The following is a 15,139-nucleotide window of genomic DNA, read 5'->3' on the forward strand; positions in this document are numbered from 1 at the left end:
ATGGTCCATACCTAATTCCTCTAGTGACTAGAGGTTCAAGGGGGATTGCGGAAAATGTTCTCGATCGGGGATTTGTCGCGGCGCACAGGCGTCAAAGTCGCTACGATCCGGTTTTACGAAGAAAGGGGCCTGCTGCCACCGTCGGAACGGACCGCCGGCAACCAACGGCGCTATGACCGCGCCGCGCTCGAGCGGCTGCACTTTGTCAAACACACGCGCGATCTTGGACTGCCCTTGGCCGATGTCGAGGCCCTGCTGTCATTGGAAGGCGCCCAAGGCGCCGATCTGAACCGGGCACACGAAATCGCCGAGCGGCAACTGGCGGACCTGCAGGATCGGATTGCAAAGCTGCGCCGGCTCGAGACCGAGCTTGCCCGGATCGCGGCCGCCTGCGACGGGCAGCACGACCACGTCTGCTCAGTCTTGCAGGCGTTTGGGGATCACGATGCCTGTTCAGGGACGCATCAGGCGCCTCCACCCGTCACGCCAGCGCAGCCCTGATGCGCTCGGCGTGTTTGGCGATCTCGTCGAAATCGCCCATCTTTCCGGGCGGGCGCAGAGAGACGCCCTCGTGCCGGGGCAGGACATGGAAATGCAGGTGAAACACCTCCTGCCCTCCGGCCGCCTCGTTGAACTGCTGGATGGTCACCCCTTCGGCGTCAAAGGCGCGCATGACCGCACGCGCCAGTTTCTGAACCGTGGTCATGACTGCGGCCAATTGCTCGGGTGTGGCATCCAGCACGTTGCGGCAAGGCGTTTTCGGGATCACCAGAAGGTGCCCGTCCGCACGCGGCATGATATCCATGAAAGCCAGCGTGTCCTCATCCTCGTAGACGCGGGTCGAGGGGATCTCGCCCCGCAGGATCTTGGCAAAGATGTTTTCGGGATCATAAGCGGTCATGGTGGGTCTCCGACAAAGGGGCTGCGTGTTGTTCTGCGGCCAAGCCCGCAGCGGGTCAAGGCGTGATTCCGCCCTTGGACAGCCCCTGTCCTTGCAATTCGCCCGATCATCCCCAGATACCGGTCATCCAAGGCCGATATCGCGCGGGTGTCCTCCTGCCCCGCGACAATTATTCTTGATCCAGATCAAACTCGGCCATTGAAGGCCGCCCCCTTGCATTCTAAAACCAGCAGGAATCCCGCGCGCCGGAGAGGTCCGGCTGCGCGGTCTATTTGCAACAGGAGGCACCTAAATGGCAGACGCAGCCATTCATGGTCACGATCATGAAGACCAGCGCGGGTTCTTTACCCGGTGGTTCATGTCGACCAACCACAAGGATATCGGGATCCTTTACCTGATCTTCTCGGCCTTTGCCGGGTTCATCTCGGTCGCGATGACCATCTACATGCGGCTTGAACTGATGCATCCGGGCGTTCAGTACATGTGCCTGGAAGGCTTCATGGCCGATCCCTGTACGCCCAACGGACACCTGTGGAACGTTATGATCACCTATCACGGTGTTCTGATGATGTTCTTCGTGGTCATCCCCGCCCTGTTCGGCGGTTTTGGCAACTATTTCATGCCGCTGCAGATCGGTGCGCCGGACATGGCGTTCCCGCGGATGAACAACCTGTCCTTCTGGCTGTATGTCGCCGGTACCTCGCTGGGCATCGCCTCGCTGCTGGCCCCAGGCGGCAACGACCAGGCCGGCTCGGGCGTGGGCTGGGTTCTGTACCCGCCGCTGTCGACGACCGAAGGCGGCATGTCCATGGACCTGGCGATCTTTGCCGTGCACGTATCGGGCGCCTCCTCGATCCTCGGCGCGATCAACATGATCACCACCTTCCTGAACATGCGTGCCCCGGGCATGACCCTGTTCAAGGTGCCGTTGTTCAGCTGGTCGATCTTCGTCACTTCGTGGCTGATTCTGCTGTCGCTGCCGGTTCTGGCGGGCGCGATCACCATGCTGCTGATGGACCGCAACTTCGGCTTCACCTTCTTTGACCCGGCCGGTGGCGGTGACCCGATCCTGTACCAGCACATCCTTTGGTTCTTCGGCCACCCCGAAGTGTACATCGTGATCCTGCCCGGTTTTGGCATCATCAGCCACGTCATCGCCACCTTCTCGCGCAAGCCGATCTTCGGCTATCTGCCGATGGTGTGGGCGATCATCGCAATCGGCGCGCTGGGCTTCGTCGTGTGGGCACACCACATGTACACCGTCGGCATGTCGCTGCGCCAGCAGGCCTACTTCATGCTGGCCACGATGGTCATCGCGGTTCCGACGGGGGTCAAGGTGTTCTCGTGGATCGCCACCATGTGGGGCGGCTCGATCGAGTTCAAGACGCCGATGCTGTTCGCCTTCGGCTTTCTGTTCCTGTTCACCGTCGGCGGTGTGACCGGTGTGGTTCTGTCGCAGGCCGGTATCGACCGTGCCTACCACGACACCTACTATGTCGTCGCGCACTTCCACTACGTGATGAGCCTGGGTGCAGTCTTCGCGATCTTTGCAGGCGTGTACTTCTACTTCTCGAAGATGACGGGCCGTCAGTACTCGGAGTTCTGGGGCAAGGTACACTTCTGGATGTTCTTCATCGGTGCAAACCTGACCTTCTTCCCGCAGCACTTCCTGGGTCGTCAGGGCATGCCGCGCCGGTATATCGACTATCCCGAAGCCTTCGCTCAGTGGAACTTCGTCTCGTCGATCGGTGCGTTCGTCTCGTTCGCTTCGTTCCTGCTGTTCTTCGGGATCGTGTTCTACGCCCTGTTCCGGGGCGCCAAGGAAACACGCCCGAACCCGTGGAACGAATACGCGGATACGCTGGAATGGACCCTGCCCTCGCCGCCGCCCGAGCACACGTTCGAGCAGCTGCCCAAGCAGGAAGACTGGGACAAGGGCCACGCGCACTGATCCCTTCCCGAAAACAGAAAACCCCGCCTTCACGGCGGGGTTTTTCTTTTACTGTTCGCGCTCTATCGGCCATCGCATTCCGCGGGCGGTCGCAATATCGTTGAAAATCGGGTATCCTTGGGGCGCCGCATGTCCGGCCAATCTCCGAGGTCACCATGCCCGATATTGATTTCTGGTACTCCATCGGCAGCACTTACAGTTTCCTGACCATCATGCGTCTGGACGACTGGTGCGCAGAACATCAGGCGCAGGTTAACTGGCGCCCTTTCGACGTGCGCGCGGTCATGTCTGAACAGAAGAACATTCCGTTTGCGGGCAAACCCGTCAAGTCGGCCTATATGTGGCGCGACATCGAACGCCGGGCAGCCAAGTTCCATATCCACGCCAAGCTGCCCGCCCCCTATCCGATTTCGAACCTCGAATTGGCCAACCAGGTCGCGCTGCTGGGAATCCGGGAAGGATGGGGCAAGAGCTTTACCCAAAACCTTTACAGGATCTGGTTTGAGGACGGTATCGAAGCCGGCAGTGAAAACGCCATGTCCGAGGCTCTGTTCCGTTGCCAGCTGGACCCGCTGCCGGTCATGGCTCGCGCGCGCAGCCCCGAAATCGAAACCGCGTTGAAAGCTGAAACCGAAACGGCGGTGGGCCTGGGCGTATTCGGCGCGCCCAGCTTTGTCACGCGGGGCGAAGTGTTCTGGGGCGACGACCGGCTTGAGGATGCGCTGTCCTGGGCGAGGGTCGGACACGTCGTTTGAAATTGGCAATCGACACCGGATCAGCAGGCGCTATTTTTGCAATATGCCCTACCATTGGAACGACAGCTCGAACTCGGAACAGGAATTGCGCCTTTGGCCGCACAATTCCCTGCCACCGCGCGGCGCGATAGCCGTCGTGCTATCGGTTTTCCTGTTTGGACTGATACCCCTGCTGGCAGTTCTGGGATCGGTTCTGCTGTGGGGGCTATTGCCGTTCCTTCTGTTGACGGTGGCGGGCCTATGGCTTGCGATCCAGGCGAACTATCGGTCCCGAAACGTGTTTGAGGTACTGACCCTTACCGGAACCCAAGCACGCCTGATCCATCACAGCGCCCGGACCGGTCAGCAGGAATGGAGTTGCAATCGATACTGGGCCCGTCCGGAAATGCACAAGGCCGGCGGACCCGTCCCGAACTATGTGACCCTGTCGGGTGAAGGACGGGTGGTCGAGATTGGCGCGTTCCTCTCAGAGGAGGAACGCATTGCCTTGTATGATGATCTGGTAAAGCGGCTGCGCGAACCGGCACCCGAATAACGTGCGTCAGCAGTCGCCGTTCGACGCGGCGCACAGGTGGTCTTTGACCAGCGGCCCTACCTTTCCAAAGTCCATCTGGCCTGTGTAGTTGGCCTTGAGCTCGCCCATGACCTTGCCCATGTCCCGGATCGACCCGGCACCGGTCGCCGTGATCGCCGTCTGGATGGCCTTTGCGACCTCATCATCATCCAACTGCTTGGGCAGGAATTCCTCGATGATTTTCACCTCGCGCAGTTCGCGCTCGGCCAGGTCCAAACGACCGCCTTCCTCATAGGCCCGCGCGCTTTCCTTGCGCTGCTTGCTCATTTTCCCAAGAATCTCAAGAACATCCGCGTCATCGCAGCCCTTGGCCTCTTCGTTTCCGGCCGCGCGCAGCGCGATGTCCCGATCCTTGATCGCGGCATTGACCAGCCGCAGCGTCGACAGACGCTCGGCATCCTTGTCCTTCATTGCTTGCTTCAGGGCAGTGGTCACCCGAGTTCGCATATCCATCTGTTCTGTCCATCCCCATGGCAACGGAACCCCGAACATATCTAAACAAAATCCGAGGCACAACAGCAGACACATAAGGCTAAATCATTGAAAAACAACAATAGCCCAAAATTTGAACAGGGTTGACCCGAGGCACCAACCCCCTTAGTTATGCGCCGATTTACCCGATAGGAGAGTCGCGCCATGGCCCATCACGCCACGTCCAAGCCCACCGCATGTCTGGCTCTGGCCGACGGAACGCTCTTCTTCGGAACCGGGTTCGGCGCCACGGGGCAAACCGAGGCCGAGCTGTGTTTCAACACCGCGATGACCGGGTATCAGGAAATCATGACCGACCCGTCCTATGCCGGGCAGATCGTGACTTTCACCTTCCCACATATCGGAAATGTCGGCGTCAATCCCGACGATGACGAAACCGCCGATCCGGTTGCCGCGGGCATGGTCGTGAAATGGGATCCGACCGAGCCGTCGAACTGGCGCTCGGCCGAGCGGCTGACCGACTGGCTGGCACGCCGTGGCCGGATCGCCATCGGTGGGGTCGATACCCGCCGGCTGACCCGTGCGATCCGCCAGCAAGGCGCTCCGCATGTCGCGTTGGCCCATGATCCGCAGGGCAACTTCGATATCGAAGCCCTGGTTGCAGCGGCGCGTGGATTCGCCGGGCTGGAGGGCATGGATCTGGCCAAGGATGTGACCTGCGCTCAAAGCTACCGCTGGGACGAGATGCGCTGGGCCTGGCCGGACGGCTACCAGCGTCAGGAAGCGCCCGTGCACAAGGTCGTCGCGCTGGACTACGGCGCAAAACGGAACATCCTGCGCTGCCTGGCCTCGGCCGGTTGCGACGTGACGGTCCTGCCCGCAACCGCAACCACGGCTGAGGTGCTGGCGCACGACCCTGATGGCGTATTCTTGTCAAACGGCCCGGGAGACCCGGCGGCCACCGGCACTTATGCTGTGCCGATGATCAAGGAAATACTCGAAACCACAGATCTGCCGATTTTCGGGATCTGCCTTGGTCACCAGATGCTGGCACTGGCGTTGGGCGGCAAGACCATCAAGATGAACCACGGACACCACGGCGCCAACCACCCGGTCAAGGACCTGGAAACCGGCAAGGTCGAGATCACCTCGATGAACCATGGCTTTGCGGTCGACGCCCAATCGTTGCCTGCCGGGGTGGTTGAAACCCACCGGTCGCTGTTCGATGGTTCGAACTGCGGCATCCGCATGTCCGATCGCCCGGTGTATTCGGTTCAGTATCACCCCGAAGCCTCGCCCGGCCCGCAAGACAGCTTTTACCTGTTTGAACGGTTTGCCGCGGCCATGGCAGACCGAAAAGTGCGCGCTTAATCCCGCAGGTTTGCGGACCGCGTCAACGTTAACCCGGAATTAACCTTGATTGAGCAACTCTAACCCGACACTTCGGGCAGGGTTCTATGATGGTTGAATTGAATTTTCTGGGTCACGGGCCTGCGACCCCGGTTTCCGGCATTGGCCCCCGCAAACCTTTGGGCACTTGCCTGATCGACTTGGGGGTGATTACCCCCGCTCAACTGGATCACGCCCTGAAACTGCAGGAGCGGCAGAACGCTCTTCTAGGCGAAATTCTAGTTGGCGAGCATATAGCCTCGCGCAGCGATGTGTTGTTAGCGCTGGGCCAACAACATGGGCTGCAGATCGCCGATCTGGAAAACACGCCGCCACCCGCTGACCTTTGCGCGCTGCGCCCGATGCAGTTCTGGCTGACGCACAACGCCATTCCGTGGCTGCGAGTCGGGCCCGTGCTTTTGGTCGCGACGGCCTACCCAGACCGCTTTGATGAAATAAGGTCCGGGTTGGCGGATTGCGCCCAGACAGTCCTTCCGGTGCTGGCCGCACCCGATGACATCGACCAAGCTATTGCCCGACATTACGCAAAACCTTTGGCTGAGGCGGCGGAAACGCGGGCGCCGCTTTCGCAAAGCTGCCGCTCATGGACTGCGAGTTCGCGTCTCCTGCCGACCCTCTTGGCGCTGGCTGCGCTTGTGGGCCTGGGTCTGCAACCGAATGCCGGGCTATCCCTGCTGTTCTGGGCAGCAGTTTCAACGCTGATCCTTTTCCTGATTCTTCGGCTGGCCGGGTTGATATCGTATCTCTTCCCCCAAAAGGCCAAAAACCCAGACGGTCTGCTTGCGCAACAGCGCCTGCCGTGCGTGTCCATCCTGGTGCCGTTGCACAAGGAACGGGAAATCGCTGGTGCGCTGATCCAAAGGCTGAAACGCCTGACCTATCCAAAGGCGCTGTTGGACGTGATCCTGGTCTTGGAAGAACATGATGACGTCACCCGGTCAGCGCTTGCGCAGACCACCCTGCCCAGCTGGATCCGAACGCTGGAGGTGCCCGATCTTGGCAACCTGACCACCAAACCACGGGCGATGAACTATGCGCTGGATTTCTGCCGAGGAGAGATTTTGGGCGTCTGGGACGCCGAGGATGCGCCTCTGCCAGACCAAATCGAGACCGTGGTAGAGCAATTCGCCCGCGCGCCCGATGATGTCGTCTGCCTGCAGGGTGTTCTGGACTACTACAACCCGCGCACCAACTGGCGCTCGCGTTGCTTCACCATCGAGTACAGCGGTTGGTTCCGCGTAATCCTGCCCGGAATCGCACGGTTGGGTCTTGTGGTGCCACTGGGCGGAACGACGTTCTTCTTCCGCAGGGACAAGCTGTTGGAATTGGGGGGCTGGGACGCTCACAATGTGACCGAGGACGCGGATTTGGGGGTTCGGCTCAGTCGCGCGGGCTATCGCACCGAAATCGTGAATACCGCCACGTATGAAGAGGCCAATTTCCGCGCCTGGCCTTGGGTGAAGCAACGCTCGCGCTGGCTCAAAGGGTTCATGGTCACGTACCTTGTCCACATGCGCTCGCCCCTGGCATTGATGCGCGATCTGGGGATGTGGCGCTTTCTGGGTGTCCAAGCCTTTTTCCTGGGGACGGTCGGACAATTCCTGCTCGCCCCGGTACTTTGGGTCTTCTGGCTGACCTTTTTGGGGCTGACGAACCCTTTCGAAGCTGTATTGGCACCGCAAATCTTGCACGCCTGTGTCTACCTGTTCCTGACCGCCGAGGCCGCGAACATCCTAGTTGGAGGCTTGGGCGTGGTGGCCGGCGGTCGCCGTTTCCTGCTGCCGTGGGTCCCGACCATGGCACTCTACTACCCCTTGGGCGTGGCAGCAGCCTACAAGGCGCTGTGGGAACTGGCGGTCAGACCGTTCTTCTGGGACAAGACCCAGCACGGGCAGGCCAGCGAAGAAGTGCAGCCAGACGAGGCAGCTATTTCTCGCGCCGGATTGCATCCTGCTTCAGCCGGGTCATGAACGCGACCGAGATATGTTCCTTCAGGGCTCGATCGGCGGCTTCTTCGTCATGAGCCGCGATTGCCTCGACGATCCCCTTATGCTCACTCTGAGCGATCTCACCGCGGCCCTGCGCGGCCAATGAAGTCGTTGCCATCAGAGCCATGGTGCGATGGACAAGGTCCAATTGCTGCACAAGGTAGCGGTTGTGCGACGCAAGGTGGATCTGCTCGTGGAACCGCCGGTTGGCCCGGGACAGCGCCACGGGATCATCCACAAGCGCGTCATCGGCTTCGACCATATCCTGCAGGACTTTGATTTCCTCATCCGTGGCGTGGCGCGCGGCCAGTCGGGCCGCCAGCCCTTCCAACTCACGCCGCACGACATACAGCTCGGCCATCTGGTTGTGGTCCAGCGAGGCCACGATCAGCGACCGCCCGTCTCGTTCCAGCAGCGACTGCGTTTCGAGCCGCTGCAGCGCCTCGCGGATCGGGGTGCGCGACACGCCGAACCGCTCGGCCAATTCGCTTTCCACCAGCCGGTCGCCGGGTTTGTACACCCCCACGTCAATCGCTTCGAGGATCAGGCTGTAGGCATCGGTCTGGGGCTGTCGGGACTGGTTCATTGGGTCGGGTCTCTCCTCGTTCGGACCTGTCTATCCGGGCCATGGGCCTGCAATCAAGTGCGCCATTGAAAACCCGATGGCCGCGGCCTAAACCCAAGCCTATGGTCAAGCCCGCATTTTCACATGTCACACAATGGGTGTTCGATCTGGACAACACCCTGTATCCGCCTCACATGCGCCTGTTCGATCAGATCGAGGTGCTGATGACGGAATACGTGGTCGAAGCCCTGCGCGTCGACCGGGCCGAGGCTGACCGGCTGCGCCAGCACTATTGGCGCGAACACGGCACCACGCTGGCCGGGCTAATGGCCGAACATGATCTGGACCCCGAGCCCTATCTGCACGCGGTTCATAAGGTCGACCTGAGCCACATGGAACCCGACCCTGCGCTGGCCGCGCATATCCGGGCTCTGCCGGGGCGGCGCATCGTCTACACCAACGGCAGCGCGCCCTATGCCGAGCGGGTTCTGGCCTCGCGCGGGTTGGATGGGCTGTTCGACGCGATCTATGGGGTCGAACATGCGGGATATCGGCCCAAACCGGACAAGGCCGCGTTTGAAACGGTCTTTGCCCGCGACGGCATCCGCCCCGACCGCGCCGCCATGTTCGAGGACGAGCCGCGCAACCTGAAGGCCCCGCATGACATGGGCATGCGCACGGTGCATGTTGCCCCCGATCCACACGACGCGGATCATATCCACCACCACACCGATGACCTGACCGCCTTTCTCGCGCGCCTGATCTGAATCACCCGAAACTGCGACGAAATGCGCCTGCGCGCAGCCCGAAACTGCGACGATCCGCGCATTCGGCAGCTGCAAAGTCGTTCCTACATCAGGCTCAGCGACGAACAGAACTGGAGACGCCCGATGACCGCGATCGAGATGCCCGGCCGCCTGCCTTTTTGGCAGCGCCTGCTTTTTGCAATTCCCCTGTTTGGCTGGCTGGCCCGCGATGCGGCCAATGGCAAGCCCGAGGATCTCGGCTATACCGTTGCGGCGCTGGTCAGCATGTGGGGCTGTTCGGCCCTGTTGTTCGGCCTGCCGGGCCTGTATCTGCCGGCCCTGGCGATGGTGCCGGTGATGTTCCTGATTCTGGTCCTGATTTCACGCGGCTAGACCACGGGACAGGATGTCACTTGGCGCAGGCCCTAGAACCGCACTAGGGTCCGCAGGCAACGGAGAGTGACCCGATGACCGACAGTTGTGACATCCTGATTTCCGGCGGCGGCATCGCCGGGCTGACCGCGGCGGCCGTATTTGGCGCCGCAGGGTTCGACGTGATCTGCGTGGACCCGACCCCGCCCGTCACCGACCGCGACGCCGACGGGTCCGACCTGCGCACCACTGCGTTTCTGCAACCGGCGCACGGCCTACTGCAGCACTGCGGGTTGTGGGACCGGCTGGAACCCCACGCCGCGCCCCTGCAGATCATGCGCATCGTGGACGCAGGCGGCGACATCCCCGAGCCGCGCGTTGTGCGCGATTTCAACGCCGCCGATATCTCGGATCAACCCTTTGGCTGGAACCTGCCCAACTGGCTGCTGCGGCGCGAGATGGTGGCCCGGCTGCACGAACTGCCGAATGTCGATTTCCGCCCCGGCACCGGCACCGTCAGCCTGTTCACCCGCACCGCCGAGGCGCGTGTGGGCCTGTCCGACGGCACGCGCATCCGCACCAAGCTGGTGATCGCCGCCGATGGCCGCAACTCGCCCATGCGCGAGGCTGCGGGGATCAAGGTCCACACCACACGATACGGGCAAAAGGCACTGGCCTTTGCGGTGACGCATCCGATCGCCCATGAAAACGTCTCGACCGAGATCCACCGGTCCGGCGGGCCGTTCACTCTGGTCCCCCTGCCCGACTGGCAGGGCCAGCCCTCGTCGGCGATCGTGTGGATGGAGCGCGGCCCGCGCGCGGTCGAATTGCTGAACCTGCCCGAGGCCGAGTTCGAGGCCGCGATGACCGAGCGGTCCTGCGGCCTGTTCGGACCGCTGAAACTGGCTTCACGGCGGACGATCTGGCCGATCATCAGCCAATCGGCCGAGCGTCTGTCGGCCCAGCGCGTGGCCCTGATGGCCGAGGCCGCCCATGTGGTGCCCCCGATCGGCGCGCAGGGGCTGAACATGTCACTGGGGGATCTGCGCAGCCTTCTGGACCTGGCCCAGACCCGGCCCGACGGTCTGGGAGATGCCCAGATGCTCGAGGCCTATCACAAGGCCCGCCATGCCGAGATCGAACTGCGCGTCAAGGGGATCGACCTGCTGAACCGCGCCTCGATGGTCGAGGCACGGCCGTTGCGCGATGCGCGCGCTGCCGGGCTGAACGCGCTTTATTCGATGCCGGTGGTGCGCAAGACGTTGATGCAGATGGGCCTCGGCGTGCGCTGAGGCCCGTACCGGCCTACAGCACCTGATCCAGAACCCGCTTCAGCCGGGCCACCGTTCCGTCGACATCATACAGCTTGTCCAACCCGAACAGGCCCAGGCGAAAGGTGCTGAACCCTTCGGGCTCGTCACATTGCAGCGGCACGCCGGCGGCGATCTGCATGCCCAGCGCGGCGAATTTCTTGCCGTTCTGCACCTCGGGGTCGTCGGTATAGCTGACCACCACTCCCGGCGCGCCAAAGCCTTCGGCCGCGACCGAAACGACCCCCTTGTCGCGCAGCATCGCCCGCACCGCATTGCCCAGCCGCCATTGCGCGTCGCGCAGCTTGTCGAACCCATAGTCACGGGTCTCCTGCATCGTATCGCGGAACGCCCGCAGCGCATCGGTGGGCATGGTGGCGTGATAGGCATGGCCGCCGCCCTTATAGGCCTGCATGATCTGGCGCCATTTCTTCAGGTCCAGCGCGAAACTGTCCGAGGTGGTCTCGGTCAGCCGCGCCTCGGCGCGGTCGGACAGCATGACCAGACCGGCACAGGGCGAGGCGCTCCAACCCTTTTGCGGGGCCGAGATCAGAACGTCCACGCCGGTGGCCTTCATGTCGATCCAGGCACAGCCCGAGGCGATGCAGTCGAGCACCATCAACGCGCCGACCTCGTGCGCGGCAGCGGCCATCGCGGTGACATAGTCATCCGGCAGAATGACCCCGGCGGAGGTTTCCACATGCGGCGCAAACACCACGCTGGGTCGCTGGCTGCGAATGGTTTCGACCACCTCGTCGATCGGCGCCGGCGCAAAGGGCGACGGGCTGGAATTCCCCGTTTGACGAGCCTTCAAAACGGTGGCCGAGGCCGTCAGCCCCCCGGTTTCGATGATCTGGCTCCAACGATACGAAAACCAGCCGTTGCGTACCACCAGCACGTTGGCGCCGCGGGCGAACTGTCGGGCCACGGCCTCCATCGCATAAGTTCCGCCGCCCGGCACCACGGCCACGCCGTCCGCACCATAGACCTCACGCAGCATCCCTGAGATGTCGCGCATCACCCGCTGGAACGCTTGCGACATGTGATTGAGCGAGCGGTCGGTGAACACGACCGAGAATTCTTCGAGCCCGTCCGGATCGACTGTATTCAACAATGCAGGCATGTTGTCTCCTTTTCTGGGTTGCTCACTTTCTGAAGGCTTTGCATCTGTTGGTAAAGTGCTCATTGACCCTCATGCGCTTCCCTTAAGTCAACGGTCAGAAGCCTGGCTGCACACCCGATTCAACAGCCTGGTAGGCCGAATTGACGCCAATTAGTGTCACCTCTCTCTTTACACCTTGACGTGTTTCTGAACAGATACACACATCTTGAGCTTGAAAGGATATTTTAGACCGTGAACGTTCAAAAGCGGATCAGTTTTCAATTCGTTCGGGACGAAGTGAAGCGGCGGATCGAGACACGGGTCTGGCCCCAAGGTTCCTTGCTGCCGACCGAAACCCAGCTTGCCGAAGAGTTCAACTGCGCGCGTGCAACCGTCAACCGTGCGCTGCGCGAACTGGCAGAGCAAGGGTTCGTCGAGCGCAAGCGCAAGAGCGGAACGCGGGTCAAGAAATCACCCAGCAAACAGGCCAAGCTGGAACTGTCGCTGGCCCGTCAGATCGTCGAAGACCAGAACCAGACCTACCGCTATGCCCTGGTCGAGCGCAGCATCGACAAGAGCCCGGGCTGGCTCAGCTCGCAACTGGGTCTGCCGCCGCAATCGCAGATCCTGCATCTGGTGTGCATGCACTATGCCGACAACCGCCCGTTTCAGCACGAAGAACGCTGGATCAACATTTCGGCCGTCCCCGAGGTTGAAGATGCCAATCTGGAAGAAGTCGGGCCGCATGAATGGCTGTTGAATGCGAACCCCTTCATTGACGCCGAGCTTGCACTCTACGCCATTTCCGCCGACAGCCACTTGGCAGATTACATGGGAACGACGACCGGGGCCGCGATGATACAGCTTGAGCGCACGACCTGGAAAGACGGACAGCCGGTTTCGTTTGCCCGCCTGACCCACCATCCGGGCTATTGCATCCGTACCCGTTACTGACCGCTAGCCTATCGGCCCGGGCAGGCGTTCTTCGCTCAGCAGTACGTTTGCTTCGACATCCCCGGCCCCCGGCAGGGTCATGATACGACGCCGCAGAACACGCTCGAAATCTGCCAGATCGCGTGCCACCACCCGCAGTCGGTAGTCATACAGGCCCAGTACGTGTTCCACGGTTTGGACTTCGGGAATGGCGCTAACGGCGCGTTCGAAATCCTCGAGGCTGACCTGGCCTTTGCGCGCCAGCTTGACGCCCAGAAATACTGTGACACCGAACCCCAGTGCCTCGGCGTTCAAGCGCAGCCTGCGCCCCTTGATGATGCCCGCCTGCTCCAGCCGCCGGATCCGGCGCCAGGTGGCAGGCTGCGACAGACCGAAACGCCGCCCCAGCGCACCTGCGCTCTGTGTGGCGTCCTGCGCCAAGGCGCGCAGCAGTTTGCGGTCCAGTTCATCCAGTTCGATCATACCGGCAGCACCTCGTCCCGTTTGACCCGCGCGATGTGCATAAGGGCCTCGATATCGGCGATATGCGGCAGGGTCAGGATACGGTCGCGATAGACCTGCTGATAATGCGCCATGTCCCGCGCGATGACGGACAGGCGGACATCCACCCTCCCCAGAAAGGTCTGGATCTCGATCACCTCGGGCACCTTGCGGCCGGCTTCGGTGAATTCGTCGAAGGCGCGCGGCTGGGTCTTGTCCAAGGTCACCCGCAGCGACACCTCGACCGCATAGCCCATGGCGGACCAGTCGATCACGGCCTCCTGCCCCTGAATGATCCCGGCGGCCTGCATCTTCTCGATCCGCCGCCAGCACACGCCATTGCTGATCCGACACCGCTCGGCCAGTTCGGCGGTGCTCAGGCTTGGGTCGGCCTGGAAATGGCGCAGGATGCGGCGGTCGATGTCGTCAAGCATTACTTTTTCAAGTTTTCCGGTTTCCAAGAATTATTCTTCACTTCTTTCGTCAATATCCAATGTCATCGCTCTCGCCAATAGCAATCACTGCAGATAGAACCGCAGCAATCGAAACAGAAAGGACCGGCAAAATGCGCGTCTATTACGATCGCGATTGCGACATCAACCTGATCAAGGACAAGAAAGTGGCCATTCTGGGCTACGGTTCCCAAGGCCACGCCCACGCGCTGAACCTGCGCGACTCGGGCGCCAAGAACCTGGTCGTCGCCCTGCGCGAAGGCTCGCCCTCGGCCAAGAAAGCGGAAGCCGAAGGCCTGCAGGTAATGGGCATCGCCGAGGCCGCGGCCTGGTGCGACGTCATCATGTTCACCATGCCCGACGAGCTTCAGGCCGAGACCTACAAGAAATATGTGCATGACAACATCAAGCCCGGCGCGGCCATCGCCTTTGCCCACGGCCTGAACGTGCATTTCGGCCTGATCGAGCCGAAAGAGGGCGTGGACGTCATCATGATGGCCCCCAAAGGCCCCGGCCACACGGTGCGCGGCGAATATGTCAAAGGCGGCGGCGTCCCCTGCCTGGTGGCCGTTCACACCGACGCGACCGGCAAGGCGCTGGAAATCGGCCTGTCCTACTGCTCGGCCATCGGCGGCGGCCGCTCGGGCATCATCGAGACCAACTTCCGCGAGGAATGCGAGACCGACCTGTTCGGTGAGCAGGCCGTTCTGTGCGGCGGTCTGGTCGAACTGATCCGCTGCGGCTTTGAAACCCTGGTCGAGGCCGGCTATGCGCCCGAGATGGCCTATTTCGAGTGTCTGCACGAGGTGAAGCTGATCGTGGACCTGATCTATGAAGGCGGCATCGCCAACATGGACTACTCGATCTCGAACACCGCGGAATACGGTCAATACGTGACCGGCCCGCGCATCCTGCCCTATGAGCAGACCAAAAAGGCGATGAAAGAGGTTCTGAACGACATCCAGCAGGGCAAGTTCGTGCGCGACTTCATGCTGGAAAATCAGGTCGGTCAGCCCACGATCAAGGCCTCGCGCCGGGCCAACGACGAACACCAGATCGAAGAAGTCGGCAAAAAGCTGCGGGGCATGATGCCCTGGATTTCGGCCGGCAAGCTGGTCGATCAGGAAAAGAACTAAGCCCGAACGGC

Annotated in this window: 17 protein-coding genes; 11 read left to right on the plus strand and 6 right to left on the minus strand. The window is 61.7% G+C overall.

Going from position 1 to position 15,139, the window contains the following annotated elements:
- Positions 1 to 54: 54 nt before the first annotated feature.
- Positions 55 to 501, plus strand: a complete 447-nt coding sequence (locus ACR0IR_RS08325; protein ID WP_170363160.1) for a MerR family transcriptional regulator — start codon at positions 55 to 57, stop codon at positions 499 to 501.
- Here the strand turns inward: ACR0IR_RS08325 and ACR0IR_RS08330 are convergent.
- Positions 482 to 901 (minus strand): HIT family protein, encoded by a 420-nt coding sequence (locus ACR0IR_RS08330; RefSeq protein WP_093962481.1) that lies wholly within the window; start codon positions 899 to 901, stop codon positions 482 to 484. The two genes, ACR0IR_RS08325 and ACR0IR_RS08330, sit on opposite strands and share 20 nt — an antisense overlap.
- 292 nt (positions 902 to 1,193) lie before the next feature.
- On the opposite strand from ACR0IR_RS08330, the gene ctaD reads away from it, so the two are divergent.
- From ctaD to ACR0IR_RS08345, 3 genes are all read left to right on the plus strand, one after another.
- The gene (gene ctaD / locus ACR0IR_RS08335) at positions 1,194 to 2,852 is read left to right on the plus strand and encodes a cytochrome c oxidase subunit I (protein WP_170337942.1); all 1,659 of its coding nucleotides are present in this window, start codon (positions 1,194 to 1,196) and stop codon (positions 2,850 to 2,852) included.
- Between the two features lie 155 nt (positions 2,853 to 3,007).
- Positions 3,008 to 3,607, plus strand: a complete 600-nt coding sequence (locus ACR0IR_RS08340; protein ID WP_170363159.1) for a 2-hydroxychromene-2-carboxylate isomerase — start codon at positions 3,008 to 3,010, stop codon at positions 3,605 to 3,607.
- Positions 3,608 to 3,650: 43 nt separating this feature from the next.
- Positions 3,651 to 4,142, plus strand: coding sequence for a DUF2244 domain-containing protein (locus tag ACR0IR_RS08345; protein ID WP_170363158.1), 492 nt, complete (start codon positions 3,651 to 3,653; stop codon positions 4,140 to 4,142).
- 6 nt (positions 4,143 to 4,148) lie between these two features.
- On the opposite strand, the gene ACR0IR_RS08350 is transcribed toward ACR0IR_RS08345, so the two are convergent.
- A complete protein-coding gene (locus tag ACR0IR_RS08350) occupies positions 4,149 to 4,634 on the minus strand; it encodes a GatB/YqeY domain-containing protein (RefSeq protein WP_170338416.1) in 486 nt (161 codons plus the stop codon).
- Between the two features lie 183 nt (positions 4,635 to 4,817).
- Here ACR0IR_RS08350 and carA point away from each other — a divergent pair, with 183 nt between their 5' ends.
- Both carA and ACR0IR_RS08360 read left to right on the plus strand, forming a co-directional pair.
- Positions 4,818 to 5,984 (plus strand): glutamine-hydrolyzing carbamoyl-phosphate synthase small subunit, encoded by a 1,167-nt coding sequence (gene carA, locus ACR0IR_RS08355; RefSeq protein WP_170363157.1) that lies wholly within the window; start codon positions 4,818 to 4,820, stop codon positions 5,982 to 5,984.
- 89 nt (positions 5,985 to 6,073) lie between these two features.
- A complete protein-coding gene (locus ACR0IR_RS08360) occupies positions 6,074 to 7,993 on the plus strand; it encodes a glycosyltransferase family 2 protein (RefSeq protein WP_170363156.1) in 1,920 nt (639 codons plus the stop codon).
- Here ACR0IR_RS08360 and ACR0IR_RS08365 read toward each other — a convergent pair.
- The gene (locus tag ACR0IR_RS08365; protein ID WP_093962488.1) at positions 7,950 to 8,597 is read right to left on the minus strand and encodes a GntR family transcriptional regulator; all 648 of its coding nucleotides are present in this window, start codon (positions 8,595 to 8,597) and stop codon (positions 7,950 to 7,952) included. The genes ACR0IR_RS08360 and ACR0IR_RS08365 overlap by 44 nt on opposite strands.
- A gap of 101 nt (positions 8,598 to 8,698) precedes the next feature.
- Between ACR0IR_RS08365 and ACR0IR_RS08370 the strand changes: the two genes are divergently transcribed.
- From ACR0IR_RS08370 to ACR0IR_RS08380, 3 genes are all read left to right on the plus strand, one after another.
- On the plus strand, positions 8,699 to 9,343 hold the full coding sequence (locus ACR0IR_RS08370) for a pyrimidine 5'-nucleotidase (protein WP_170363155.1): 645 nt from the start codon (positions 8,699 to 8,701) through the stop codon (positions 9,341 to 9,343).
- A gap of 123 nt (positions 9,344 to 9,466) precedes the next feature.
- The gene (locus tag ACR0IR_RS08375) at positions 9,467 to 9,715 is read left to right on the plus strand and encodes a hypothetical protein (protein ID WP_093962490.1); all 249 of its coding nucleotides are present in this window, start codon (positions 9,467 to 9,469) and stop codon (positions 9,713 to 9,715) included.
- 74 nt (positions 9,716 to 9,789) lie between these two features.
- Positions 9,790 to 10,986 carry a UbiH/UbiF family hydroxylase gene (locus ACR0IR_RS08380; RefSeq protein WP_170363154.1) on the plus strand — a complete coding sequence of 399 codons (1,197 nt, stop codon included), beginning with the start codon at positions 9,790 to 9,792 and terminating at the stop codon, positions 10,984 to 10,986.
- A 13-nt stretch (positions 10,987 to 10,999) separates the two neighbouring features.
- Here ACR0IR_RS08380 and ACR0IR_RS08385 read toward each other — a convergent pair whose 3' ends face one another.
- Positions 11,000 to 12,127 (minus strand): aminotransferase class V-fold PLP-dependent enzyme, encoded by a 1,128-nt coding sequence (locus ACR0IR_RS08385; protein ID WP_170363153.1) that lies wholly within the window; start codon positions 12,125 to 12,127, stop codon positions 11,000 to 11,002.
- 231 nt (positions 12,128 to 12,358) lie between these two features.
- On the opposite strand from ACR0IR_RS08385, the gene ACR0IR_RS08390 reads away from it, so the two are divergent.
- A complete protein-coding gene (locus tag ACR0IR_RS08390; RefSeq protein WP_170363152.1) occupies positions 12,359 to 13,060 on the plus strand; it encodes a GntR family transcriptional regulator in 702 nt (233 codons plus the stop codon).
- 3 nt (positions 13,061 to 13,063) lie between these two features.
- On the opposite strand, the gene ACR0IR_RS08395 is transcribed toward ACR0IR_RS08390, so the two are convergent.
- The gene (locus ACR0IR_RS08395; protein WP_170363151.1) at positions 13,064 to 13,522 is read right to left on the minus strand and encodes an Lrp/AsnC family transcriptional regulator; all 459 of its coding nucleotides are present in this window, start codon (positions 13,520 to 13,522) and stop codon (positions 13,064 to 13,066) included.
- Positions 13,519 to 13,974, minus strand: coding sequence for an Lrp/AsnC family transcriptional regulator (locus ACR0IR_RS08400; RefSeq protein ID WP_170358599.1), 456 nt, complete (start codon positions 13,972 to 13,974; stop codon positions 13,519 to 13,521). Before ACR0IR_RS08400 ends, ACR0IR_RS08395 begins: the two co-directional genes overlap by 4 nt.
- Before the next feature lie 131 nt (positions 13,975 to 14,105).
- Between ACR0IR_RS08400 and ilvC the strand changes: the two genes are divergently transcribed.
- Complete coding sequence (gene ilvC / locus ACR0IR_RS08405) at positions 14,106 to 15,128, plus strand: ketol-acid reductoisomerase (RefSeq protein WP_093962496.1); 1,023 nt, start codon at positions 14,106 to 14,108, stop codon at positions 15,126 to 15,128.
- Positions 15,129 to 15,139 lie beyond the last annotated feature (11 nt).

The organism is Ruegeria sp. CF2 (assembly GCF_056537385.1).